The organism is Pseudomonas sp. PDM18 (assembly GCF_014852585.1).
Lineage (GTDB): Bacteria > Pseudomonadota > Gammaproteobacteria > Pseudomonadales > Pseudomonadaceae > Pseudomonas.
In genome coordinates this window covers 252,371-276,074 of sequence record NZ_JACVBX010000001.1, presented here as the reverse complement: position 1 = coordinate 276,074, position 23,704 = coordinate 252,371, and the positions used below count along the sequence as shown (strand labels likewise).

The 23,704-nt window shown below is 66.2% G+C and carries 21 protein-coding genes; 15 read left to right on the top strand and 6 right to left on the bottom strand.

What is annotated here, in order from left to right:
• Nucleotides 1-77 precede the first annotated feature (77 nt).
• A complete protein-coding gene (gene glcC, locus IB274_RS01230) occupies nucleotides 78-848 on the top strand; it encodes a transcriptional regulator GlcC (protein ID WP_192430306.1) in 771 nt (256 codons plus the stop codon).
• A 209-nt stretch (nucleotides 849-1,057) separates the two neighbouring features.
• Here glcC and IB274_RS01225 read toward each other — a convergent pair whose 3' ends face one another.
• Nucleotides 1,058-1,477 carry a MerR family transcriptional regulator gene (locus IB274_RS01225; RefSeq protein ID WP_192430305.1) on the bottom strand — a complete coding sequence of 140 codons (420 nt, stop codon included), beginning with the start codon at nucleotides 1,475-1,477 and terminating at the stop codon, nucleotides 1,058-1,060.
• A gap of 79 nt (nucleotides 1,478-1,556) precedes the next feature.
• Between IB274_RS01225 and IB274_RS01220 the strand changes: the two genes are divergently transcribed.
• The gene (locus IB274_RS01220) at nucleotides 1,557-2,789 is read left to right on the top strand and encodes an NADH:flavin oxidoreductase/NADH oxidase family protein (RefSeq protein WP_192430304.1); all 1,233 of its coding nucleotides are present in this window, start codon (nucleotides 1,557-1,559) and stop codon (nucleotides 2,787-2,789) included.
• Between the two features lie 182 nt (nucleotides 2,790-2,971).
• Here IB274_RS01220 and IB274_RS01215 read toward each other — a convergent pair whose 3' ends face one another.
• Nucleotides 2,972-3,697 (bottom strand): SDR family oxidoreductase, encoded by a 726-nt coding sequence (locus IB274_RS01215; protein ID WP_192430303.1) that lies wholly within the window; start codon nucleotides 3,695-3,697, stop codon nucleotides 2,972-2,974.
• 112 nt (nucleotides 3,698-3,809) lie between these two features.
• Here IB274_RS01215 and IB274_RS01210 point away from each other — a divergent pair, with 112 nt between their 5' ends.
• A complete protein-coding gene (locus tag IB274_RS01210; protein ID WP_192430302.1) occupies nucleotides 3,810-4,604 on the top strand; it encodes a LysR family transcriptional regulator in 795 nt (264 codons plus the stop codon).
• A gap of 1 nt (nucleotide 4,605) precedes the next feature.
• On the opposite strand, the gene IB274_RS01205 is transcribed toward IB274_RS01210, so the two are convergent.
• Nucleotides 4,606-5,811: an MFS transporter gene (locus IB274_RS01205; RefSeq protein WP_225614613.1), complete on the bottom strand. Its 1,206-nt coding sequence runs from the start codon at nucleotides 5,809-5,811 to the stop codon at nucleotides 4,606-4,608.
• A gap of 88 nt (nucleotides 5,812-5,899) precedes the next feature.
• Here IB274_RS01205 and IB274_RS01200 point away from each other — a divergent pair, with 88 nt between their 5' ends.
• Nucleotides 5,900-6,454, top strand: coding sequence for a TetR/AcrR family transcriptional regulator (locus tag IB274_RS01200; protein ID WP_192430301.1), 555 nt, complete (start codon nucleotides 5,900-5,902; stop codon nucleotides 6,452-6,454).
• Nucleotides 6,455-6,546: 92 nt separating this feature from the next.
• On the opposite strand, the gene IB274_RS01195 is transcribed toward IB274_RS01200, so the two are convergent.
• Both IB274_RS01195 and IB274_RS01190 read right to left on the bottom strand, forming a co-directional pair.
• A complete protein-coding gene (locus tag IB274_RS01195) occupies nucleotides 6,547-7,785 on the bottom strand; it encodes a flavin monoamine oxidase family protein (RefSeq protein WP_192430300.1) in 1,239 nt (412 codons plus the stop codon).
• Between the two features lie 141 nt (nucleotides 7,786-7,926).
• Entirely contained in the window at nucleotides 7,927-8,997 is a 1,071-nt protein-coding gene (locus tag IB274_RS01190) for an AbrB family transcriptional regulator (protein ID WP_192430299.1), read from the bottom strand.
• A gap of 106 nt (nucleotides 8,998-9,103) precedes the next feature.
• Between IB274_RS01190 and IB274_RS01185 the strand changes: the two genes are divergently transcribed.
• On the top strand, nucleotides 9,104-10,006 hold the full coding sequence (locus IB274_RS01185; RefSeq protein WP_192430298.1) for a LysR family transcriptional regulator: 903 nt from the start codon (nucleotides 9,104-9,106) through the stop codon (nucleotides 10,004-10,006).
• A 126-nt stretch (nucleotides 10,007-10,132) separates the two neighbouring features.
• On the opposite strand, the gene IB274_RS01180 is transcribed toward IB274_RS01185, so the two are convergent.
• Entirely contained in the window at nucleotides 10,133-11,026 is an 894-nt protein-coding gene (locus tag IB274_RS01180; RefSeq protein WP_192430297.1) for a TauD/TfdA dioxygenase family protein, read from the bottom strand.
• Between the two features lie 128 nt (nucleotides 11,027-11,154).
• On the opposite strand from IB274_RS01180, the gene IB274_RS01175 reads away from it, so the two are divergent.
• From IB274_RS01175 to argR, 10 genes are all read left to right on the top strand, one after another.
• Entirely contained in the window at nucleotides 11,155-12,186 is a 1,032-nt protein-coding gene (locus IB274_RS01175; protein ID WP_192430296.1) for an AraC family transcriptional regulator, read from the top strand.
• A gap of 345 nt (nucleotides 12,187-12,531) precedes the next feature.
• The gene (locus IB274_RS01170) at nucleotides 12,532-14,811 is read left to right on the top strand and encodes an acylase (protein ID WP_192430295.1); all 2,280 of its coding nucleotides are present in this window, start codon (nucleotides 12,532-12,534) and stop codon (nucleotides 14,809-14,811) included.
• 200 nt (nucleotides 14,812-15,011) lie between these two features.
• Nucleotides 15,012-15,929: a polyphosphate kinase 2 gene (ppk2, locus tag IB274_RS01165; RefSeq protein WP_192430294.1), complete on the top strand. Its 918-nt coding sequence runs from the start codon at nucleotides 15,012-15,014 to the stop codon at nucleotides 15,927-15,929.
• A gap of 186 nt (nucleotides 15,930-16,115) precedes the next feature.
• The gene (locus IB274_RS01160; protein WP_192430293.1) at nucleotides 16,116-17,729 is read left to right on the top strand and encodes an inorganic phosphate transporter; all 1,614 of its coding nucleotides are present in this window, start codon (nucleotides 16,116-16,118) and stop codon (nucleotides 17,727-17,729) included.
• A 594-nt stretch (nucleotides 17,730-18,323) separates the two neighbouring features.
• Nucleotides 18,324-19,103 carry an ABC transporter substrate-binding protein gene (locus tag IB274_RS01155; RefSeq protein ID WP_192430292.1) on the top strand — a complete coding sequence of 260 codons (780 nt, stop codon included), beginning with the start codon at nucleotides 18,324-18,326 and terminating at the stop codon, nucleotides 19,101-19,103.
• A gap of 140 nt (nucleotides 19,104-19,243) precedes the next feature.
• The gene (locus IB274_RS01150) at nucleotides 19,244-19,933 is read left to right on the top strand and encodes an ABC transporter permease (RefSeq protein ID WP_192430291.1); all 690 of its coding nucleotides are present in this window, start codon (nucleotides 19,244-19,246) and stop codon (nucleotides 19,931-19,933) included.
• Nucleotides 19,934-19,949: 16 nt separating this feature from the next.
• Nucleotides 19,950-20,648, top strand: a complete 699-nt coding sequence (locus IB274_RS01145) for an ABC transporter permease (protein WP_088418021.1) — start codon at nucleotides 19,950-19,952, stop codon at nucleotides 20,646-20,648.
• 10 nt (nucleotides 20,649-20,658) lie between these two features.
• Entirely contained in the window at nucleotides 20,659-21,771 is a 1,113-nt protein-coding gene (locus IB274_RS01140) for a M14 family metallopeptidase (RefSeq protein ID WP_192430290.1), read from the top strand.
• Between the two features lie 17 nt (nucleotides 21,772-21,788).
• Nucleotides 21,789-22,553 (top strand): arginine/ornithine transport ATP-binding protein AotP, encoded by a 765-nt coding sequence (gene aotP, locus IB274_RS01135; RefSeq protein WP_192430289.1) that lies wholly within the window; start codon nucleotides 21,789-21,791, stop codon nucleotides 22,551-22,553.
• A gap of 34 nt (nucleotides 22,554-22,587) precedes the next feature.
• The gene (gene argR, locus IB274_RS01130; protein WP_192430288.1) at nucleotides 22,588-23,571 is read left to right on the top strand and encodes a transcriptional regulator ArgR; all 984 of its coding nucleotides are present in this window, start codon (nucleotides 22,588-22,590) and stop codon (nucleotides 23,569-23,571) included.
• Nucleotides 23,572-23,704: the final 133 nt, after the last annotated feature.

Sequence of the window (23,704 nt, the reverse complement as noted above, 5' to 3'; positions counted from 1 at the left end):
CCCTGTCCTGACAGCTAGGGTTCTTTGCACCCATGCAGGCCAGTTTCAGCTGGTCCTACCAGTTCGGGAGAACCGCAATGACGACTTATGCACAGGGCAAGCAGCGCGTTGCCGACCAGGTGGCGGAGAAGATCGAACGGCTGATCGTCGATGGTGTGCTCAAGGTCGGCCAGGCGCTGCCTTCGGAACGGCGCTTGGTAGAGAAGCTCGGCTGCTCGCGTTCGGCGTTGCGTGAGGGGCTGCGCGCACTGCGCGGACGCGGCATCGTCGATACCGAGCAAGGGCGCGGTTCGTTCGTTGCTGACCTGAACGGCGCCGAAGATGTGTCGCCGCTGCTGCACCTGTTCCGCTCGCAGCCGCGCACGCTTTACGACTTGCTGGAGGTGCGCGCGTTGCTGGAAGGAGAGTCGGCGCGGCTGGCCGCGTTGCGCGCCACCGAGGCCGACCTGGTGCTGATCGGCCGGCGCTTCGAGGAGATGCACGCGGCCTACGACGAACCGCAGCCGCTGGACCCGCGCGAGCATGCGCGGCGCGATCACGCCTTCCACCAGGCGATCAGCGAGGCCTCGCACAACCCGGTGCTTGTGCACACGCTGCAGTCGCTCAACGAACTGATGCTCAGCACCGTGTTCGCCTCGGTGAACAACCTCTACAACCGCCCGCCGCAAAAACGCCAGATCGACCGCCAGCACGCGCGGCTGCACCGCGCCATCAGCGAACGCCAGCCGGAACAGGCCCAGCGCGCCGCCCGCGAACATATCCACAGCGTGCGCGACAACCTGCGGGAGATCGAGCAGGAAGAGCAGCGGCTGGTGCGGGCGACCTTGCGCCTGGAAGGCTGGAAATAGCGCTGGGGGAAGGGGACGCAACTGTACGGCGGATAACGTGCCTGCGTTATCCGCCGTTCCGGGGGCGGCGGATAACCTGTTCCAGGTTATCCGCCCTACGGTGTAGGCGGGGCCTCTTCGTAGGAGCGAGCTCGCTCGCGAACCGCCTGGCTCCAGGGCATTGTTCGCGAGCAGGGCCCAGGCGCCCCCTCGGTCCTACAGGCATTGCATCAGCTGCGCTTCTTGCGCTCGCGCATCTCGGCCAGCATGCGCTCGGCATTGGCCTGGCAGCCCATGCCCTCGGGCTTGTTCTCGATGCCGTCGATCACCGCCAGCAGGCGTTCGCGATTCTGCCGCAGCTGCTGCTCCATCACCTCGATCTCCGCGACCTTGCGGCGCAGGCCGGCGACCAGTTCGCCGTGGCCGTTCTCGATGGGGCTGGAGTGCGGCAACAGGCTGCGGATTTCCTCCAGGCTGAAGCCGGTCTGCTGCGCGCTGCGGATGATCTCCAGCAGGTCGAGGGTTTCCGGCGGGTACGCGCGGTAACCGTTGGCCAGGCGGCGCGCCGGGGCGATCAGCCCGCTGGCTTCGTAGAAGCGGATGCGCGAGGGGGCGAGGCCGCTGAGGCTGGCCAGTTCACCGATTTTCATGCTGGGCTCCGAAAGGGGCTTGACCTTGAAGTGAACTTTAAACTTAACCTCCCCGGCACCACAACCTAGGAGCCGCACCATGTCGCCCTTCCAGCCCCTGCGCCTGCCCAACGGCGGCGAAGTCCCCAACCGCATCGCCAAGGCCGCCATGGAAGAAAACATGGCCGACGCCGACCAGGCGCCTTCGGCCGCGCTGCTGCGCCTCTACCAGGCCTGGGCGGATGGCGGCGTCGGCCTGATCCTCAGCGGCAACGTGATGATCGACGGCCGCGCCATGACCGGCCCCGGCGGCGTGGTGCTGGAGAATGACCGGCATCTTGAGCGCTTCCGCGAATGGGCGCGCATCGGCCGCTCCCGTGGCGCGCAGTTCTGGCTGCAGCTCAACCATCCCGGGCGCCAGGTGCAGACCAACCTCGGCCAGGGGGCTATCGCTCCGTCGGTGGTGCCTCTGGAAATGGGCAAGTTCTCCAAGCTGTTCGCCGTCGCCCGCGAGATGACCGAAGGCGATATCGCCGAGGTGATTCAGCGCTTCGTCCGCGCGGCCAAACTCGCCGAGCAGGCCGGCTTCAGTGGCGTGCAGATCCACGCGGCGCACGGCTACCTGCTCAGCCAGTTCCTCTCGCCGCTGGCCAACAAGCGCCAGGACCGCTGGGGCGGCTCGCTGGAAAACCGCGCGCGGCTGTTGCTGGAAGTTGTCCGTGCGGTGCGCGCCGCGGTGTCGCCGGCGTTCTGCGTGGGGGTGAAGATCAACTCTGCCGACTTCCAGCGCGGCGGCTTCGACGCCAGCGATGCGCGGCAGGTGATCGCGTGGCTGAACGACGAGAAGGTCGACCTGGTCGAGCTGTCTGGCGGCAGCTACGAAGCGCCGGCCATGCAGGGCGATGCACGCGACGGCCGCACCCTGGCGCGGGAGGCCTACTTCCTCGAATTCGCCCGCGAGATGCGTGCAGCGGCACGCATGCCGCTGATGGTCACCGGCGGCATCCGTCGCCTGCCGGTGGCGGAGCAGGTGCTGGACAGCGGGCTGGAGATGGTCGGCATCGGCACCGCCCTGGCGCTGGAACCGCAGCTGGTGCTGCACTGGCAGCGCGGCAGTCAGACCCAGCCGGAGCTGCCGGCGATCCGCTGGCGCTCCAAGCCGCTGGCGGCGCTGGCCTACATGGCGCTGGTCAAGCTGCAGCTGAAGCGCATCGGCGCCCGCCGTGCACCCAACCCGCAGGCTTCGCCGTGGCGCACGCTGGTGATGGAACAGTGGCACACGCTGCGCCGGGCCAAGCAGTACCGGCGCTGGGCGGCGCGGCAGGCGGGCTAATCAGGTTCGTCGTCGTATGATTTCGTGCGGTTTCTGATCGTCCGTGCGGGAGCTTACCCTCTCCCTAACCATGGCTGCGCGCCCCGCTCCGAAGGGAGAGGGCGGGGGAGAGGGCGCATGAATGGCAGAGAAGCTTGTTGCGGGCGGGTTATGCAGACGAAGGTGCGATGGGCGCTTGCCCGTTACGCCTGCTGCCGCGTCGCCGCCAGCACGATCTCGCGGATGCACACACCCTGCGGCTGGTCATAGGCATAGCGAATCGCGTTGGCCACGTCCTCGGCGCTGAGCACCTTGCCGCCCATCTCGCGCTTCCAGTCCTGATAACCGCTCTTGATCGCCTCGTCGGTGGTGTGGCTGATCAACTCAGTTTCCACCGCGCCGGGTGCGATGGTGACGACGCGGACGTTGTGCGCCGCGACTTCCTCGCGCAGGTTCTCGGAGATCGCGTGCACCGCGAACTTGGTGCCGACATAGGCGACGTGATTGGGGAAGGTCTTGCGCCCGGCCACCGAGCTGACGTTGATCAGCGTGCCCTGGTTGCGCTCGACCATGCCCTTGAGCACGGCGTGCACGCCATTGAGCAGGCCCTTCACGTTGACGTCGAGCATGCGCTCCCACTCGGCCGGGTCCTGCTCGACCATGTTGCCCAGCAGCATCACGCCGGCGTTGTTCACCAGCGCGTCGGCCGGGCCAAAGCGCTTCTCGGCCTCTGCCACGGCGGCCTCCAGTGCTTCGCGATTGGTCACGTCCACGGCGCGGCACAGGGAGTTGGGCAGTTGCAATGCTTCCAGGCGCTCGACGCGACGGGCGAGCAGCAGCAGCGGGTGGCCCTGCTGGGAGAAGAGGCGGGCGGTGGCTTCGCCGATACCGGAACTGGCGCCGGTGACGATGATCAGGGGCTTGCTCATGGGGATTCTCCTGCTATCGGAAATCTGGATGACTGAACGATGCAGTGAAGTATATTGAGCAGTATTCCGCCTGAAAAATGGCTTATCTCTGTGCCTGGTATCGGGTTTGCCTATGGATATCCGACAACTGGCCGCCTTCGTCGCGGTCTTCGAAGAACGCAACATCACCGCCGCCGCCCAGCGCCTGTTCGTCAGCCAGCCGACGCTGTCGGCGACTATCCGCCAGCTGGAAGAGGCGCTGGGCACCGAGTTGTTCGTGCGCCAGGCGCGCGGGGTGGAAGTCAGCGAAGCGGCGCGCGCCCTGTATCCGCGCGCGCGCGCCTTGCTGGCCGAGGCCGACGGGCTGCGCAACATGTTCCGCCAGGCTTCCGCCCGACAGCCGTTGCACCTGGGCGTGGAGGGCGACGTCAGCGCCGAGCAGGTCGAAGGCTTCGTCAGCCTGGCGCAGCAGGCCGTGCCCAATCTGCTGCTGCACCTGGAGGAAGGCTGCGTGGGGGACGCGCGGCTGGCGGTGGAGGAATTCTGCTGCGAGGACGAACTCTTCGTGCCGGTCTGGGAAGATCCGTACGTACTGGCGGTGCCGCCGGGCGTGGAGGATGTGCTGGGCTGCGGCTGGATCACCTGCCCGACGCATCCTTCCCATCAGCGCCTGATGACGGCTTATGGCGGCGCGCCGGTGGTCGCGCAGGCCAGCACCCTGAACCTGGCGTTGCGCCTGGTCAGTGCGGGCGTTGGCGCGGCAATCCTGCCGGCATCTCTGCTGGCCGGCGCGCCAACGGTGCGCAGCGGCACGCTGAACCTGCCGCTGCCGATCCGCCGCATCGGCCTCTGCCACTCCGCCCAGGCGCTGGAGCACCCGGCAGTGCGTGGGCTCTACGACTTCCTGCGAGCCCGCGAGGCAGCCTGACTCAGGCCTGCGCCTTCTGTGCAGCAGGCGCGCGCAAGGACAGCAGCAGGACCAGCGAGGCCGCGAGAATCTGCAGGCTGGCGTAACCATTGGTGGTGGCGACCAGGCCGTAGCGCTGGATCGCCAGCCCGGCGAGGATCGCCGGCACGCTGAAGGCCAAGTAGCTGAGCACATAGAAACTCGCCATCAGCGCGCCGCGTTCGTGGGCGTGGGCCAGCGGCACCACCGAGCGCAGCGCGCCGAGGAAGGCGCCGCCGAAGCCGAGTCCGGCCACTGCGGTGCCGAGGAAGAACAGCCAGAGGTTGGCGCTGTCCACGCCGAGCAGGGTGATCAGCAGGCCGACGATCAGCGCTAGGCCGCCACGGCGCAGGATCACCGCCGCCGGCTGATTGCGCAGGGCGAAGATCGCCAGCGCACCGCACAGGCACAGGAGCGACACCAGCCCGCCACCGATCATCGGCACCTGCAGGCCGGTGACCTGCCGTGCCAGCGTCGGCCCCAGCGACAGGTAGAAACCGCCCAGCGCCCAGAGGCTGGCGTTCAGCGGCGCCACGCTCCAGAACGCGCGACGTGCCTGCAACGGAATGCGGATGCGCGGCTTCAGCGAGGCCAGCGCGCCCGGTTGCCGGCTGATGCTCTCCGGCAGCCAGCGCAACAGCACGATGCCCAGCGCGAACACCGCCAGCAGCCAGACGTAGACCTCATGCAGCGGATCGGAACCGAACTGCACCAGCGTGCTGCTGCCCAGCGCGCCCATGGCCATGCCGAGCATGGGCGCCACGCTGTTGATCAGCGGGCCGCGCTCGCGGTCAATATCCAGCATCGCCGCGCCCAGCACGCTGGTGGCGATGCCGGTGGCGAAGCCCTGCAGCAGGCGCGCGAGGATCAGTAGCTCCACCGAGTTGGCGTAGAGGAACACCGCCATCGCCAGCAGTTCGAGAATCAGCGCGGCGCGGATCACCGGGCGCCGACCGAGGTGGTCGGATAGCGAGCCGAACACCAGCAGCGCCAGCATCAGGCCACCCGCGTAGATGCTGAACACCAGGGTCAGCAGGGCCGGGGAAAAGTGCCAGGACTCGCGGTACAACGCATATAGCGGCGTGGGTGCGGCGGCGGCAGCGAGGAAGGCCATGAGGATGGCCGTCAGCAGCCAGGCGGAGGCTCTGGGTGATAAACCAGACGCGCTTTTCGATTGGGTGTATGCCATGATTCAGCTCGCAAAGGCTAAGATTTTGCTTTTGCGAGATGCTGGACCCGTTTCTAGATAAAAGCAAATTCTTTGCTTTAAGGTGCTTATGGCAATCAATCAGGGTGTTCGACCGGGCGGCCGCAGCGCGCGGGTGCAGGCTTCGGTGCACAAGGCCGTGGCAGAGCTGCTGGAGGAGCGCGACCGTTCCGAATTGACGGTGCCGATGATCGCCGCGCGTGCCGGCGTCACGCCGTCGACCATCTATCGGCGGTGGGGCGACCTGAGCGAACTGCTCGGCGACGTCGCGCTGCAGCGCATCCGCCCTGACGCAGCGCCGGCGGATACCGGAACCCTGCGCGGCGATCTGCTGGCCTGGGGCGTGCAGTACATGGAGGAAACCGCCTCGGTGCCCGGCCGCGCGGTGGTGCTCGACCTGCTGGCTGCCGGTGGCGGCTGCTCCGGGCGCTGCATGGCGATCGCCTGCGGCCAGTTCGACATCATCCTGCTGCGCGCCAGGGAACGTGGCGAAAAGCTGCCGGAGGTCGACCGCATCGTCGATCGGTTGATGGCGCCGCTGGTGTACCGCATCCTGTTTTCCGGCGAGGAGCTGGAAGTCGCGTATGTCGAGCGGCTGGTCGATCTGACGCTGGAGGGGTTGTAACCCTCGGTTGGATTACCTGCAGGAGCGAGCTTGCTCGCGAACCGCCCAGCATCAGCGCTGCCGGCTGACTCGATTCGCGAGCAAGCTCGCTCCTACAACTGCGCGCTCCGCACTGCATCTGCCCACGCCTGAAGAGCGCCGCAAGCCGCGACGGCAATCTCCTCATCACTGCGTCCGGCAAACACCCGCTCCAATGCATCCGCCGCAATCAGCCCGGCAACCGTCGGTGTGCCCACTGCGTCGGTGAGATCCAGCCACTCGCCGAAGCTGGCCGGCGTGTCGTACCAGCGCAGGTAACCTGACGGCGACATCGGCCACCAGCGCTCGTCGAATTGCAGCACGACCTTTTCCAGCTGGCCCATGCCCAGGTGCTCCAGCGCGTCCTGCTGCGCGGCCGGCAGCGGTGGGTCGAAGTGGATATCGCGCAGCACGCCGATGGGCACGGTGCAGATGCAGAAGTCGGCGCTTTCGGCTCCCGCTCGCACCTGCTCGCCGGACCAGTCGATGGCCGTTACCGGCTGGTTCAGGCGGATATCCAGCCCCTCGGCGAGATGCGCGACCAACTGCGAATAACCCTGCGGCAGGAAGCGGTCGCCGGCGCCGACGCCTTCTTCGTCGAGGGCATCGACCGACAGTGACTCCAGCGGCAGGCAGGCTTCCAGGATCAGGTTGGCGTCCAGGGCGAAGCGGGTGGCGCGGCGGGTTTCTTCATCGCGATCTTCGAGATAGCGCGCGACACCTTCGGCCAGCGGCAGGCTGCGGTCGATCCCCGCGCGCAGGGCTTCCCAGGCTGAATCGATGTCGGGCACCGGGCCATCCGCCGTGGCAGCCAGGGGCTGCCCGAAATCGGTTTCCTGCAGCGGCAGGCCGAGCTGCCGAGCGTGGGCGGCCAGGGGATTTTCGTCGAAGTGCTGCAGCCAGGCGGCACCTTCGTCTACCCGTACCGGCCCCAGGGAAATGCTGTGGACGCGGCCACCGATTCGCTCGCGGGCTTCCAGCACCACGCAGTCGATTCCGGCTTCCCGCAGACGTCGCGTGGCGGAAATCCCGGCGAAGCCCGCACCGATCACCAGCACTCGGCGGGCTCCGCTTTCGATGGCGATTTCGGCGGCGCGCAGGCCATCGTTCCAGGCGCCGTGGGTCATGGCCGGTGCGTCGGGATTGCAGGCCTCGCCGGCCAGCACCAGCCTGTCACCCAGCGCTTCACCCAAACGCCGCCGATGCTCCGGCGTGGCACCGGGCAGCAGGGTGCTGTAGGCGCCACGGCTGAACGGGTCGTCACTCCAGTGGGTAACGTGGAAGGCTGTGGGGCGGTGGCGAAGGCTGTCCATGTCGTGCTCGCTCAGTGAAAGAGCGGTGACCTTAGAGGCGGGGCGGGCAGCAGTACAAGACTCAGACGCAGCGTTTTTTGTAGGAGCGGGCCACGCCCGCGATCGCGCGCATGGCGCGCTCCTGCAGATTATGGCGCGGCGTCAGGCGCGGCTCAGGCGGATCACCGTCCGCGCGACGGAAACCCCGGTGAAGAGCACCACGAACAACCGCAGCGTCTGCATCGCCAGCACGAGGCCGACGTCGGAGTGGGTGTCCACCGCGATGATCGCCATGGCGTCCAGGCCGCCGGGGCTGGTGGCGAGATAGAGGGAGAGGAAGTCCATCCCGGTGATGGCCGCTAGCGCCCAGGCGAACAGCGCGCAGCTGGTGATGAGGGCCAGTGCGCTGACCAGCATGGCCGGCAAGTGGCGGCCGACGTAGGCGAGGCTTTCGCGGTCGAAGCGCAGGCCAATGTAGCAGCCGATCACGCCGTAGGCGGTGGCCAGCAACCAGTGCGGCAGGGTGATGTGCAGCACGCCGGTCAGCTGCAGCACGGCACCGGCCACCAGGGGTACCAGCAGCGGGCCGGCCGGCAGTTTCGCGCCGGCGGTGGTGCAGACGAAGATAAGCAGCAGGCAGTTGATCAGGTCGGGCAGGGTGGTGGTGTCGATGATCGGCGTGCTGTGCGTCGCCGAGCCGCCGCCTTCGATGCCCAGCAAGCGGCCGACCAGGGCGCCGGCCATGACCACGCAGACCACCCGCACGTACTGCATGGTGGCGACCACTCGTGGGTCGGCGCCGTTGGCTTCGGCCATCGACACCATGGCCGCGGCGCCGCCCGGCGCGGTGCCCCAGGCGGCGGTGCTGCCGGGGATGCCGCCGAAGCGGACCATGGCGTAGCTGACCACGGCCGAGAGCAACAGGGTGAGCAGGGTGGCGCTGAGCATCAGCGGCCAGGAAGCGACCATCGCCTGCAGCACCGACCAACTCATGGCGTGGGCGACCAGCAGGCCGATGCAGCCCTGGCTCAGGCGGAAAGCCTGGCGCGGCAGACGGATTTGCGCGCCGCTGACGCCGAAGGCGATGGCCACCAGCATGGGGCCGAGAAACAAGGCGGCGGGGATGCCGAGCCAGGTCAGCAATTGCCCGGCGCCTCCGGCTCCGAGCGCCAGGGCCAGCCATTGCAGACTGACGGGAATTTGGGCGACGGACTGGGCAGGGCGGCTGGACACGGACGGCTCCGGGCGGGGAAGACGGAGGAATTATCGGTAGCCGGATTGATCAAGTCTATTTTCTAATAGTCATGAATTCATTCCTGAAATTTATCGGTATGCCGCCATGGACCTGCGCGATCTCGCCTACTTCGAAACCATCGCCGAACTTGGCCACCTGGGCCGCGCCGCCGAGCGCCTGGGGCGCAGCCAGCCGGCGCTGACCAAGAGCATCCAGCGCCTGGAGGAGTCCCTCGGCACGCGGTTGTTCCAGCGCGATGGCCGACGCATTCGCCTGACGCCGGCCGGCGAACTGATGCTGCAACGCGCCCGGCAATTGCGTCAGGACATCGAGGAAACCCGCCGCGAGGTGCGCGATTTCGCCAGCGGCGTGGTCGGCAATATCCGCCTTGGCTGCGCCGCGACCATGGCCGAGTACTTGTTGCCGCGGCTGACCGAGGACCTGCTGGCACGCGCGCCGGAAATCACCATGAGCCTGGTGCTGGGACAGGACGACGTGCTGCGCGAGGCGCTGCGCAGCGGTCGGCTGGACATGGCGATCTGCTCGCGGATTGTCGACGACCCGCAACTGAGCAGCGAGCCGCTGCTGCAGGACCAGGTGGTGGTAGTCGCCAGCCGCGACCATCCGATCTTCGACGGCCCCGTCACCATGGCCGACCTTTGTCGTTACCGCTGGGTTCTGCCGGCCACCGGCGTGTCGTCGCGGCGCTGGATGGACTCCACCTTCCAGGCCCACCAGTTGCCCATGCCGCAGGTGCAGATCGAGACCAATGCAATCCCCATGCTGCCCAACCTGATCGCTCGCACTCGTCTGCTCAGCTTCATCGCCCGCGAAGCGCTGGCCGGCGGCCACGGCATGGACCAGCTGCGCGAGGTGCAACTGGCTGAGACGACGCTGACGCGGACCATCGGTTTGGCGGTGCGGGAGGGCGCCTACTTGTCGCCCGCCGCGCAGTTGCTGCGGGCGATGTTGCGCGAGCATGCGCAGCGGTTTGGCGCAGAGCTGTAACCGCCGGCTGAGCACCTGCAGTTGGGCACGGCTTCGTAGGGCGAATAACGAGGCAGCGTTATCCGCCGCGACACATCCGGCGGATAACCTGTTCCAGGTTATGCGCCCTACGATCACTCCGCGTGTTCAGCGACTGGGCACCTCGCCCACCACCGTGGTGCGGTACATCTCCCGCCGCATCCCGTGGTAATCCGACACCGGGTAGTGCCAGGTACTGCGGTTGTCCCAGATCGCCAGGGTGCCGGCGCTCCAGCGCATGCGGCAGGTGAATGCCGGCTGCGTAGCGATGCTGAACAGGTAATCCAGCAGCGGCTGCGATTCGGCCGGGCGCATGCCCTTGATGCCGCTGGTGTAGGCCGGGTTGATGTAGAGGATTTTCTTGCCGGTTTCCGGATGCTTCGTTACCAGCGGATGCGAGCGCACCTCGCCCTCGTGGCTGCCGTAGCGCACTGCCATGTTCTCCATCAGGTCGTTGTGCTTGGCCTCGGCGCCGTAGGCGCGCTCAGGGCTGTGGATGGCGTCGAGGGTTTCCAGCTGCGCGCGCAGTTTCGGCGACAGCCATTCGTAAGCCAGCGCCAGGTTCGCATAGAGGGTGTCGCCGCCGAACGGCGGGATGTCGTGGCCGTAGAGCAGGGTGAAGGCCGGCGGGCGCTCCTGGAAGGACCAGTCGCTGTGCCAGGCGCCGCCGAACACCACCGGCGTCTTCTCGTTCGCTTCCTTCACCACCCGCACCACGTGCGGATGAGCGTCCATGCCGACCACATAGGGCTCACGGCCGAATTCGCCGAAGCGCAGGGTCACGGCTTCGAGGTTCTCCACACTGAGGTTCTGCCCGCGGATGAACAGCACCTTGTGCGCCAGTAGCGCCTGGCGCAGCTCGGCATAGCCTTCCTCGCCCAGGGTGGTGAGGTCGAGGTCGCTGACATCCGCGCCGATCGCGCCGGTGGCGGGGACGATGCGGAAGTGGCGGTAGTCGGCCGCGCGGTTCTGGCTCGGCAGCGCGTAGAAGAACTCGAACATGGGGAAGCCTCTTGTGAGTGTTATTGGCACTTCCAGCATGGTCAGCGCTGGCGCTTTCTTCCATGATGAAGTCCGCCAAAAAATGATGATTCCCGCCACGGCGTACTTTGCCGCCACAGGAGCCCGCGATGGACTGGCGCCAGACCCGCGAGATCACCGGAGTGCGTTACCTGCTCGACAGCGCCCGCGACGAGAGCCTGGGCGCGGACGATTGCCTGGTGGGCAGCGCGATCTCACTGGCCGACCTGCAGGCGCGCGCCGGGCGCATCCAGGCCTGGCAGGAGCTGGCGGTGATCCGCAACCTGCTGCAGCGTGTTGGGCGGCCCGGCCTGGGGTTGGCGACCGGGCGCCGCTACCACCTCACCTCGCTGGGCCTGCTGGGCTTCACCATGCTCGCCAGCCGCACGCTGCAGGAAGCCTTCGAGACTTTCGGGCGTTTCCAGAGCCTGGCGCTGACGCTCTGCCCGGTGAGCAGCGAAGTGGAGTCGCGGGGTTTGTGGCTGGTGTTTGATGACCGGGTGCTGCCCGAGGATGCCCGCGCTTTCGTGGTGGAACGCGGCATCGCCGGTTGCTGGCAGCTTTCCGGCGAACTCCTGCAGCGGCCGCTGCAACCTTTGGCCATCGAACTGCGCTGCCCGGCGCCGGGCGATGCCAGCGCGTTCCGCGAGACCTTCGGCATCGAGCCGGTGTTCGCGGCGCCACGCAACGCCATGCTCTTCGCCCTGGAGGACCTGCAGGCGCCGCTGCCGCAGGCGCAGATCAGTGCGCGCGACAGCGGCGAGCAACTCTGCGAGCGCCTGTGTGGCGAACTGGCGCTGACCCTGGCCTCGACACCCACCGCGCGGCGGGTGCAGCAACTGCTGTTGCGTGAGTCTGCCAGCTTGCTCGGCGCGGCCGCGGTGGCCGAACGCATGGGCCTTTCCGAACGCACGCTGCAACGGCGTCTGGCGGAGGAAGGGCAAAACCTGCAGGGGCTGAACGACGGTATCAAGCAGCGACTCGCCGAACGCCTGCTGCGCGAATCGCGGATGGACCTGCACGGCATCGCCCAGTGCCTGGGCTATGCCGAGGCGGCGAGTTTTTCCCGCGCATTCCAGCGCTGGACGGGGCAGTCACCCGGACGTTGGAAACGTCAGTCCGGAACCCTCCCGGCGCACTGAAGTCGAACCGCCCGCAACGCCTCTGCAATGGGTGAAAGCCGCGAGATAGAGCCTTCTGGTGTGGCCGATTGCCATCGGTCGCGGGCTAATTTCGCGTGCTTCCCATCCGTTGCCCTCAAGAGGCGCATCGCAATTTTTCGTGCGGCGTCCAACAAGAAAAGGAGAATCCATGTCCTGTGCAACCTGCCTGCGCGCGTGCCTCGGAAGGCGCGGCGCGATCACCTTCAGCGCACTGCATTGGCGGGCTTGAGCCGCCATCCACTCCTTGCACCGGCACCGCGCGAGCGGCGCGGCCGCGTGCCCCTGGCCGGGCATCCGGCCGTTATCCGAGCATTGAGGGAATCAATGAGCAAGACCTTCCGTCTGGCCGCCGTGGCCGGCAGCCTGCTGGCTTCCGGGCTGCCCGCGCTGGCCTATGGTGCCGAACTCGAGGCACAGATTCGCTGGACCCGCTACGGCATCCCGCACATCCAGGCCAGGAACGAACTGGGCCTGGGCTACGGCATCGGCTATGCCTATGCCCGCGACAACGCCTGCCTGCTCGCAGAAGAAGTACTCACCGCGCGGGGCGAGCGTTCGCGCTACTTCGGCGAGGATGGCAAGACTTCTGCCGGCGTCGGCAACCTGCCCTCGGACTTCTTCTACACCTGGCTCAACGACAACGAGTCTCTGCGCCGCTTGCGCAGCGCCCAGCCGCAGCCGATCCGCGACCTCCTCGATGGCTACGCCGCGGGCTATAACCGCTGGCTCTGGGACACCCAGGCCGCTGGCACACAGTGCGCAGGCAAGGCCTGGCTGCGCCCGCTGGAGGCCGACGACCTGCTGCGCCTGACCCGCCGCCTGCTGGTGCAGGCCGGTGCCGGGCAGTTCGCCGAGGCCATGATGGCGGCCACGCCGCCGGGGCAGGCGAGCACTTCGGTAGTCAGTGACAGCGAGGTGCTGGCGGCGATGCAGCGTCGCGAAAACTTCCACCGTGACCACGGCAGCAACGCCGTCGCCGTGGGCAGCGAGCGCTCGACGGCCGGCAACGGCCTGCTGCTGGCCAACCCGCACTTCCCCTGGTTCGGCGCGCTGCGTTTCTACCAGATGCACCTGACCATTCCCGGCCAGCTCGACGTGATGGGCGCCTCCCTGCCGGGCATGCCGCTGGTGAACATCGGCTTCAGCAAGGACGTGGCCTGGAGCCACACGGTGGACACCTCCAGCCACTTCACGCTGTACCGTCTCGACCTCGATCCACAGGACCCGCGCAACTACCGCGTCGATGGCCAGTCGCGGCCGCTAAAGGAAATCACCCTGCGCGTTCGCGTGCTGGAGCAAAACGGTCGCGTGGGCACGCGCAGCCATACGCTGTACGAGTCCGAGTACGGCCCGCTGCTCAGCGTGCCCGGCAAATTCCCCTGGAACGCCAGCGAAGCCTTTGCGTTGCGCGATGCCAACCTGGGCAACGATCGCGTGCTGCAGCAGTGGTACGCCATCGATCACGCGCGCAGCCTGGATGAGCTGCGTGACAGCATCGAGCACGTGCAGGGCATTCCCTGGGTCAACACCCTGGCGACCAACGCCGAGGGCAAGGTGCTTTACCTCAACCAGTCGGTGGTGCCGCACCTGAGTCAGCAGCAACTGGCCGACTGCGCCATCGCCGAGTACCAGAAGCAGGGCTTGCCGGTGTTGCAGGGCGGGCGCCGCGCCTGCAACTGGTCGAGCGCGCCGGGCACCCGTCACGCCGGGGTGACGCCGCCGGAGCAGATGCCGGCTCTGGAGCGCGAGGACTTCGTGCAGAACTCCAATGACAGCGCCTGGATGAGCAACCCGGCGCAGCCGCTGACCGGGTTCTCGCCGCTGGTGAGCCGCGATTCGGTGCCGGTCAGCGCCCGCGCGCGCTTCGCCCTCGACCGGCTGAAGGGCGACGGCAAGATCGGCCCGGATGACTTGCAGAAAATGGTCACCGACAACCGCGTCTATGTGGCCGACATGCTCCTCGACGACCTACTGCAACTGTGCAAACCGGCCCCGGCGGGCACCGAGGCGGCTTGCGCGGCTCTGGGTTCGTGGGATCGCCACGTCAACCTCGACAGCAATCCGGGCTTCGCCTACTTCCAGGCCTTCGTAGCGCGCTTCCTGAAGATCGACGGCGGCTGGCGCCTGCCCTTCGATCCCAAGCTGCCGCTGGCGACGCCCTCGGGCGTCGCCCTGGATAAGCCCGAGGTTCGCCAACAGGCGCAGCAGGCGTTGCTGGCGGCCGCGCAGGAGATCGACGGCCGCAAGATCCGCGCGGACGAAAAGTGGGGCGAGCTGCAACTGACCGGCGATGCCGCCAACCCGCTGGGCATTCCCGGGGGCACGGGCAACGAGGGCGTGTACAACGCCATCACCTCAGAGTGGCAGGGCGACCATTACCGCGTGCTCAGCGGCAGCAGCTACATTCAGCTGGTGGACCTCACCGCCGATGGCCCGAAGGCACGCGGGTTGCTGGCGTTCTCGCAGTCCAGTGAACCCGGCTCGCCGCACCATCGTGACCAGACCGAGCTGTTCGCCCGCCAGCAATGGCCGGAGCTGCCGTTTACCGACGAGCAGATCAAGGCCGATCCGGAGCTGAAGGTGATGGAGTTGCGCGAGCGGTAACGCGTGCATTTACGGCGGCATGCTTTTCGTAGGACCGAGGGGGACGCCTAGTCCTTGCTCGCGAACCGCTCAACTCCGAGCCACAGGGGAGCACCGTTCGCGAGCAAGCTCGCTCCTACAGGTCTGCCGCCAGTTGTCACCAGCCTGACACCCGGCGCCCCTAGTCTGGCGGCAAAGCCCCCGACGCGTAGGCCGCCGCCATGCCCCTGACCAATGAATCCGTGATCCGCCGCATCCACCGCGAACTGCTCGACCACAGCGACGAAGAGCTGGAGCTGGAGCTGCTGGAAGATGTGCGCAACCTCGACGAGCTTTTCGACGAGCACGCCGACGTCGACGAGGAAAAGCTCGCCCGCCGTCGCTACTTCAGCGAGCTATTCCGCCTGCAGGGCGAGCTGGTGAAGCTGCAGAGCTGGGTGGTGAAGACCGGCCACAAGGTGGTGATCCTCTTCGAAGGCCGCGATGCGGCGGGCAAGGGCGGCGTGATCAAACGCATCACCCAGCGCCTCAATCCGCGCGTCTGCCGGGTCGCCGCGCTGCCTGCGCCGAACGACCGCGAGCAGACCCAGTGGTACTTCCAGCGCTATGTCTCGCACCTGCCGGCGGCGGGGGAGATCGTCCTGTTCGATCGCAGCTGGTACAACCGTGCCGGCGTCGAGCGGGTAATGGGCTTCTGCTCGGACGACCAGTACGAGGAGTTCTTCCGCAGCGTGCCGGAGTTCGAGCGCATGCTGGCGCGCTCGGGCATCCAGCTGATCAAGTACTGGTTCTCCATCTCCGACGACGAGCAGCACCTGCGCTTCCTCAGCCGCATCCACGACCCGCTCAAGCAGTGGAAGCTCAGCCCCATGGACCTGGAGTCGCGGCGCCGCTGGGAGGCCTACACCAAGGCCAAGGAAATCATGCTCGAGCGCACCCACATCCCCGAGGCGCCCTGGTGGGTGGTGCAGGCCGATGACAAGAAGCGTGCGCGGCTCAACTGCATCAGCCACCTGCTGAACCTGATTCCCTACGAGGATGTGGAGCACCCGGCGGTGATCCTGCCGCAGCGCCAGCGCCACGAGGACTACGCGCGTACGCCGACGCCCCAGGAGATCGTGGTGCCGGAGGTTTACTGAGAACGCTGCTCTTCGTAGGACCGAGGGGGACGCCTAGTTCTTGCTCGCGAACCGCCTGATGCCGTTGAACCCGGTCCCGTTCGCGAGCAAGCTCGCGGCGACAATGCTCGGACAATGAATGGAGACACAACCTGTAACATTCCCCGCTGATCATGACCGGGACACCCCTCCAAGCGGACTCCCAGCATGACCACCGATACCCTGGCCGCCGGCGACCTTCCTGTCGTCGAAGACCGGCCCCATCTGGAACACAAGCCCGGCCGCATTACCGCCTTCGTTTTCTTCTCCGTGCTCGCCGTCGGCCTGCTGTTCTCGGCCTGGAGCCTGGTGCGCGACGTCGACGACGTTACCACCGCGGTTACCACCTGGACGCCGTTCCTGCTGCTCGGGGTCGCCCTGTTCATCGCCCTGGGCTTCGAGTTCGTCAACGGCTTCCATGACACCGCCAATGCAGTGGCCACCGTCATCTATACCCACTCGCTGCCGCCGCACTTCGCGGTGGTCTGGTCGGGCTGCTTCAACTTTCTCGGCGTGCTGCTCTCCAGCGGCGCGGTGGCCTTCGGCATCATCGCCCTGCTGCCGGTGGAACTGATCCTGCAGGTCGGCTCCTCCGCCGGCTTTGCCATGGTCTTCGCCCTGCTGATCGCCGCCATCCTGTGGAACCTCGGCACCTGGTGGCTGGGCCTGCCGGCGTCGTCCTCGCACACCCTGATCGGCTCGATCATCGGCGTGGGTATCGCCAATGCGCTGATGCACGGCCGCGACGGCACCAGCGGTGTGGACTGGGCGCAGGCGACCAAGGTCGGCTACTCGCTGCTGCTCTCGCCGCTGATCGGCTTCCTCTGCGCCGCGCTGCTGCTGCTGGCGCTGCGCCTGCTGGTGAGGAACCGCGCGCTGTACAAGGCGCCCAAGGGCAAGACGCCGCCGCCGTGGTGGATTCGCGGCCTGTTGATCCTAACCTGCACCGGCGTGTCGTTCGCCCACGGTTCCAACGACGGGCAGAAGGGCATGGGCCTGATCATGCTGATCTTGGTCGGGACCCTGCCGATGGCCTACGCGCTGAATCGCACCATGCCGGCGGACCAGACCGTGCAGTTCGTCGCCGTCGCCGAAGTCACCCAGCAGGCGCTGCTGCGCGCCGCGCCGCAGCCGGCCCCGGCCGACCCGCGCGTGGTGCTGTCGGAGTATGTGCGCACCAAGGAGGCTAAGCCGGAACTGATCCCGTCCCTGGCGGCGCTGACCGGCGCCATCGGCGCGGAAGTGAAGGGCTACGGCAGTCTGGCCCGCGTGCCGGCGGAAGCCATGGGCAACGTGCGTAACGACATGTACCTGACCAGCGAGGCGATCCGCCTGATGGACAAGGACAAGGTCGGCAACTTTGACGCCGATACCACCAGCAAGCTGGCCGCGTTCAAGGGCAAGATCGACGAGTCGACCCGTTTCATCCCGCTGTGGGTGAAGGTCGCCGTGGCCATCGCCCTCGGCCTGGGCACCATGGTCGGCTGGAAGCGCATCGTGGTCACCGTCGGCGAGAAGATCGGCAAGACTCACCTGACCTACGCCCAGGGCGCCTCGGCGGAGATGGTAGCGATGCTGACCATCGGCGCGGCGGACATGTACGGGTTGCCGGTGTCTACGACCCACGTGTTGTCGTCCGGCGTCGCCGGCACCATGGCGGCCAACGGCTCGGGCCTGCAGATGCGCACCATCCGCAACCTGCTGATGGCCTGGGTGTTGACCCTGCCGGCGGCCATCGTGCTCTCTGCTTCGTTGTATTGGCTGTTTACTCACCTGTTCTGACATCGGGCACACAATGAAAACGCCGCTCTTCGTAGCGGCGTTTTCATTGGTGCGGCACAGGTCGTTTGACGTTCAACCATTCATGAGTGGGATGTCTCTACGATCGTTCGAGCAACAGATATCAAGTCAACTGCGCTTGGCTCCGTGCTTCTTGCAGTGTCCTTCCTGCCTGTCGGTAACATTTCCCCGCAATAAAATGAGGCGTCAGGAAACATTTTGCGCGGCCCTGGTGCACTTTTCTGTCCGTGCAGAATGAGTCAATATCGCGCCCCCCCGCGCAGGGACTGAGGCCAGGTATTTATGGCCCAATTACTGCAAGTAATTTGGGTTTTACTCCGCGCTTTCAGATCACGTAAAATCCGCGCCGTCAAGCTGTCGGGCCCCCGCCCCCAGCGCTTCTATAATTACTTGTCGCATTGAAGAAATAACCGCTCAGGGGCTGTCGCTAGAATGCCGCTCACCCCGGTAGGCGCGCTTTTCACGAGAATCGCGCCGGCAATGCGCAGACGAACAATAACCTTCACTTCTGCACGGGCAGCCTGGGCCAACCCCTTTCTCCTGCCAATCGAAGTCCTACCCTCGAAGGAGTTACTGATGAAGAAGTTTGCACTTCTCGGTGCGCTGGCCCTGTCCGCGCTTTCCCTGGTTGCCCACGCTGACGACAAGCCGGTCCGCATCGGCATCGAAGCCGGCTATCCGCCTTTCTCCTTCAAGACTCCCGACGGCAAGCTCGCCGGTTTCGACGTGGATATCGGCAACGCCCTGTGCGAAGAGATGAAGGTCAAATGTACTTGGGTCGAGCAGGAGTTCGACGGCCTGATCCCGGCACTGAAGGTTCGTAAGATCGACGCGATCCTCTCGTCCATGACCATCACTGATGAGCGCAAGAAGTCCGTCGACTTCACCAACAAGTACTACCACACCCCCGCGCGCTTCGTGATGAAGGAAGGTGTGACCCTGAACGATCCGCTGGCGGACCTGAAGGGCAAGAAGGTGGGTGTGCTGCGCGCTTCCACCCATGACCGCTACGCCACCGACGTCCTGGCCCCGGCCGGTATCGAAGTCGTGCGCTACAACTCCCAGAACGAAGCCAACATGGACCTGGTCTCCGGCCGCATCGACGCGACCATGGCCGATTCGGTCAACCTCGACGACGGCTTCCTGAAAACTGACGCCGGCAAGGGCTACGCCTTTGTAGGTCCGGAATACAATGATCCGAAGTACTTCGGTGGTGGCGCCGGCATCGCCGTGCGCAAGGGCGATACCGCCCTGGCCGAGAAATTCAACACGGCCATCGCCGGCATTCGTGCCAACGGCAAGTACAAGGAAGTACAGGACAAGTACTTCAAGTTCGACGTCTACGGCGAGAACTGATCCAAGTCCAGAAGTGGCACAGACCCAGGCCTGATCCTGAAGTTTGTGCCACTTTTTTATTGGGGGTGAGCCAGCAGTCGCGCTTGCCCTGAGCGTCCGCGTCGTTGCGGGCGGCGTCCGGTTTCACGAGGTGCGAAATTATGCTCAATGGCTACGGAGCCACCATCGTCGATGGTGCCTGGCTGACGCTTCAGCTGTCCCTGCTATCGATGGCCCTGGCAATCGCGCTGGGTCTGCTCGGCGCGGCCATCCGCCTGTCGCCGGTGAAGTGGCTGGCCTGGTGTGGCGACCTCTACTCCACAGTGATCCGTGGCGTGCCGGACCTCGTGCTGATCCTGCTGATCTTCTACGGCGGCCAGGCCGTGGTGAACTGGATCGCGCCCATGGTCGGCTATGACGACTACATCGACCTCAACCCCTTCGCCTCCGGCGTCGGCACCTTGGGCTTCATCTTCGGCGCGTACCTGTCCGAGACCTTCCGTGGTGCCTTCATGGCCATCCCGAAAGGGCAGGGCGAGGCCGGCTTCGCCTATGGCATGAGCCCGCTCCAGGTGTTCTTCCGCATCCAGGTGCCGCAGATGATCCGCCTGGCCATTCCCGGCTTCACCAACAACTGGCTGGTGCTGGTGAAGGCCACCGCGCTGATCTCCGTGGTCGGCCTGCAGGACATGATGTTCAAGGCCAAGCAGGCCTCGGACGCGACCCGCGAACCCTTCACCTACTTCCTCGCCGTGGCGGCGCTGTACCTGGTGGTCACCAGCGTTTCCCTGGTGCTGCTGCGCATGCTCGAACGCCGCTATTCGGTCGGCGTGAAAGTCGCCGAGCTTTGAGACCGGGAGCCTGATCATGATTTTCGACTTCTCCGTCATCTGGGACAGCCTGCCGCTCTATTTCAGCGGCCTGCTGGTGACCCTCAAGCTGCTGGCGATCTCGCTGTTCTTCGGCCTGCTGGCGGCGGTGCCGCTGGCACTGATGCGCTGCTCGAAGAACCCCGCGGTAAACTTGCCGGCCTGGCTCTACACCTACGTGATCCGCGGCACCCCGATGCTGGTGCAGCTGTTCCTCATCTACTACGGCTTGGCACAGTTCGAGTTCGTGCGTGAAAGCGCAATGTGGCCACTGCTGTCCAACGCCACCTTCTGCGCCTGCGCCGCGTTCGCCATCAACACCAGCGCCTACACCGCCGAGATTCTCGCCGGCAGCATCCGCGCCACTCCCCACGGCGAGATCGAGGCCGCCAAGGCCATGGGCATGTCGCGGATCAAGCTCTACCGCCGCATCCTGCTGCCCTCGGCCCTGCGCCGCGCGCTGCCGCAATACAGCAATGAAGTGATCATGATGCTGCAAACCACGAGCCTGGCGTCCATCGTGACCCTGGTGGACATCACCGGCGCCGCGCGCACCGTGTACTCGCAGTACTACCTGCCGTTCGAAGCGTTCATCACCGCCGGCATCTTCTACCTGATCATGACCTTCACCCTGGTGCGCCTGTTCAAGCTGGCTGAACGCCGCTGGCTGGCCTATCTCGCGCCGCGTAAGCACTGAGGAATACACCGTGGAACGTATCGATCATCTGCTGCCGTGGAGTAGCCTGGGTAGCGAGCGCCGCCTGAGCGTATTCCGCTACGGCAAGGGCTCGCGCAAGGTCTACATCCAGTCCAGCCTGCACGCCGACGAGCTGCCGGGCATGCGCACCGCCTGGGAGCTCAAGCAGCGCCTGGCCGATCTCGAGTCGCGCGGGCAACTGAACTGCGTCGTCGAACTGGTGCCGGTGGCCAACCCCATCGGCCTGGGCCAGACCCTGCAGGCCAGCCACCTGGGGCGTTTCGAGTTCGGCAGCGGGAAGAACTTCAACCGCGATTTCGTCGAGCTGAGCGCTCTGGTTGCCGAGCGTGTCGGCGACCAGCTGGGCGCCGATGAAACTGCCAACGTCGAGCTGATCCGCCAGGCCATGCGTGATGGTCTCGACGCGCTGCCGCCGGCCTCGTCCGAGCTGCAGGGCATGCAGCGCATCCTGCTGCGCCACGCCTGCGATGCCGAAGTGGTGCTCGACTTGCACTGCGACTTCGACGCTGCCATCCATGTCTACGCGATCCCGCAGCACTGGCCGCGCTGGAAGTCGCTGGCTGCGCGTCTGCAAGCCGGCGTCGCTCTGCTTGCCGAAGACTCCGGCGGCAGCTCCTTCGACGAATCCTGCTCACTGCCCTGGCTGCGCCTGGCGCAGGCCTTCCCGCAGGCAGCGATTCCGCTGGCGTGCCTGGCGACCACCGTCGAGCTGGGCGGCGTGGGCGACACCCGCGTCGACCAAGGGCAGGCCAATGCTGAAGCCATCCTCGGTTTCCTCGCCGAGCAGGGCCTGATCGCCGGCGACTGGCCGGCGGCACCGGCCGAATGTTGCGAAGGCATGCCGTTCGAAGGTACCGAATACCTCTACGCACCTCATGCCGGCGTGGTCAGTTTCCTGCGCCGGGCGGGGGAGTGGGTGGAGAAGGGCGACGTGCTGTTCGAGGTCGTCGACCCGCTGAACGACCAGGTCAGCACTGTTCGCGCCGGGACTTCCGGCGTGCTGTTCGCCATCGAGCGTGGGCGCTATGCCCAGCCAGGGCTTTGGCTGGCCAAGGTGGCCGGGCGTGAGCCGTTCCGCAAGGGCCGGCTGATCAACGACTGAATTCGAGAACCGACACCATGTACAAACTGGAAATCCAGGACCTGCACAAACGCTACGGCAGTCACGAGGTGCTCAAGGGCGTCTCCCTGGCGGCGAAAGCGGGCGACGTGATCAGCATCATCGGCTCCTCCGGCTCGGGCAAGAGCACCTTCCTGCGCTGCATCAATCTGCTGGAGCAGCCCCACGCCGGCAAGATCCTGCTCAACGGCGAAGAGCTCAAGCTCGTGCCGAACAAGGACGGCGCGCTCAAGGCAGCCGACGCCAAGCAACTGCAGCGCATGCGCTCGCGCCTGTCGATGGTGTTCCAGCACTTCAACCTGTGGTCGCACATGAGCGCCCTGGAGAACGTCATCGAGGCGCCGGTCCACGTGCTGGGCGTATCGAAGAAAGAGGCACTGGAAAAGGCCGAGCACTACCTGGCGAAAGTCGGCGTGGCACACCGCAAGGATGCCTACCCGGCCCACATGTCCGGCGGCGAACAGCAGCGCGTGGCCATCGCCCGTGCCCTGGCGGTCGAGCCGGAGGTCATGCTTTTTGACGAGCCGACCTCGGCGCTCGACCCCGAGCTGGTCGGCGAAGTCCTGCGTGTGATGCAGGACCTGGCCCAGGAAGGCCGCACCATGGTGGTGGTGACCCACGAGATGGGCTTCGCCCGCGAGGTGTCGAACCAACTGGTGTTCCTGCACAAGGGGCTGGTGGAAGAGGCGGGCTGCCCGAAGGAAGTCCTGGCCAATCCGCAATCGGACCGCCTGAAGCAGTTCCTTTCCGGCAGCTTGAAGTAAGCTGTCTGTTACCGTCGCCTGGTGATCTAGTCGAATGACCGCACAACGCATCGGATTCCTCCTCTGGCCGCACACGCGGGCGCTGACCCTCGGTCTGGCCGAGGAGGCCTTGCGGGTCGCCCGCCGGCTGCACCCCGAGGCGCTCTACGAACCGGTGTTCATGAGCGCCGAGACGGTCGCGGACTCTGATGGTTGGCGGTTGCCGGGGCAAGCCTGGAGCGGTGTGCTGGAGCAGTGCCAGCGCATCTTCCTGGTCGCCGACGAGATTCCGCAGACGGTCCCCGCGCCACTGGCCTCTGTGCTCAAGCAGCTGTCGCGTAGCGGTGTGAGCATCGGCGCGCTGTCCGCCGGTATCTATCCGCTGGCGCAGCTGGGCCTGCTCGACGGCTACCGCGCTGCGGTGCATTGGCGCTGGCACGACGACTTCACCGAGCGTTATCCCAAGGTCATTGCCACCAACCACCTGTTCGAGTGGGACCGTGATCGCCTGAGCGCCTGCGGCGGCATGGCGGTGCTCGACCTGCTGCTGGCCGTGCTGTCCCGCGACCATGGTGCAGAGCTGGCGGGCGCGGTGTCCGAAGAGCTGGTGGTGGAGCGCATCCGCGAAGGCTCCGAGCGCCAGCGCATCCCGCTGAAGAACCGCCTTGGCTCCAGCCACCCGAAGCTCACCCAGGCGGTGCTGCTGATGGAGGCGAACATCGAGGAGCCGCTGACCACCGACGAGATCGCCCAGCACGTTTGCGTCTCGCGTCGCCAGCTGGAGCGTATCTTCAAGCAGTACCTGACCCGCGTGCCGAGCCAGTACTACTTGGAACTGCGCCTGAACCGCGCGCGGCAGATGCTCATGCAGACCAGCAAGTCGATCATCCAGATCGGCCTATCCTGCGGCTTCTCCAGCGGCCCGCACTTCTCCAGCGCGTACCGCAATTTCTTCGGCGTGACCCCGCGCGAAGACCGCAACCAGCGCCGCGGCCAGAGCGTTGCCGAAGCTGCCCCGGTGGTCGCCGAGCGCGGTTGACGCCGCGCTTTTCGTAAGGCGAATAACCTGGAACAGGTTATCCGCCTCTCCGGGTACGGCGGATAACGCTGGCGCGTTATTCGCCCTACGAGTCTGAACGGCCCTTGGTAGGAGCGAGCTTGCTCGCGAACGA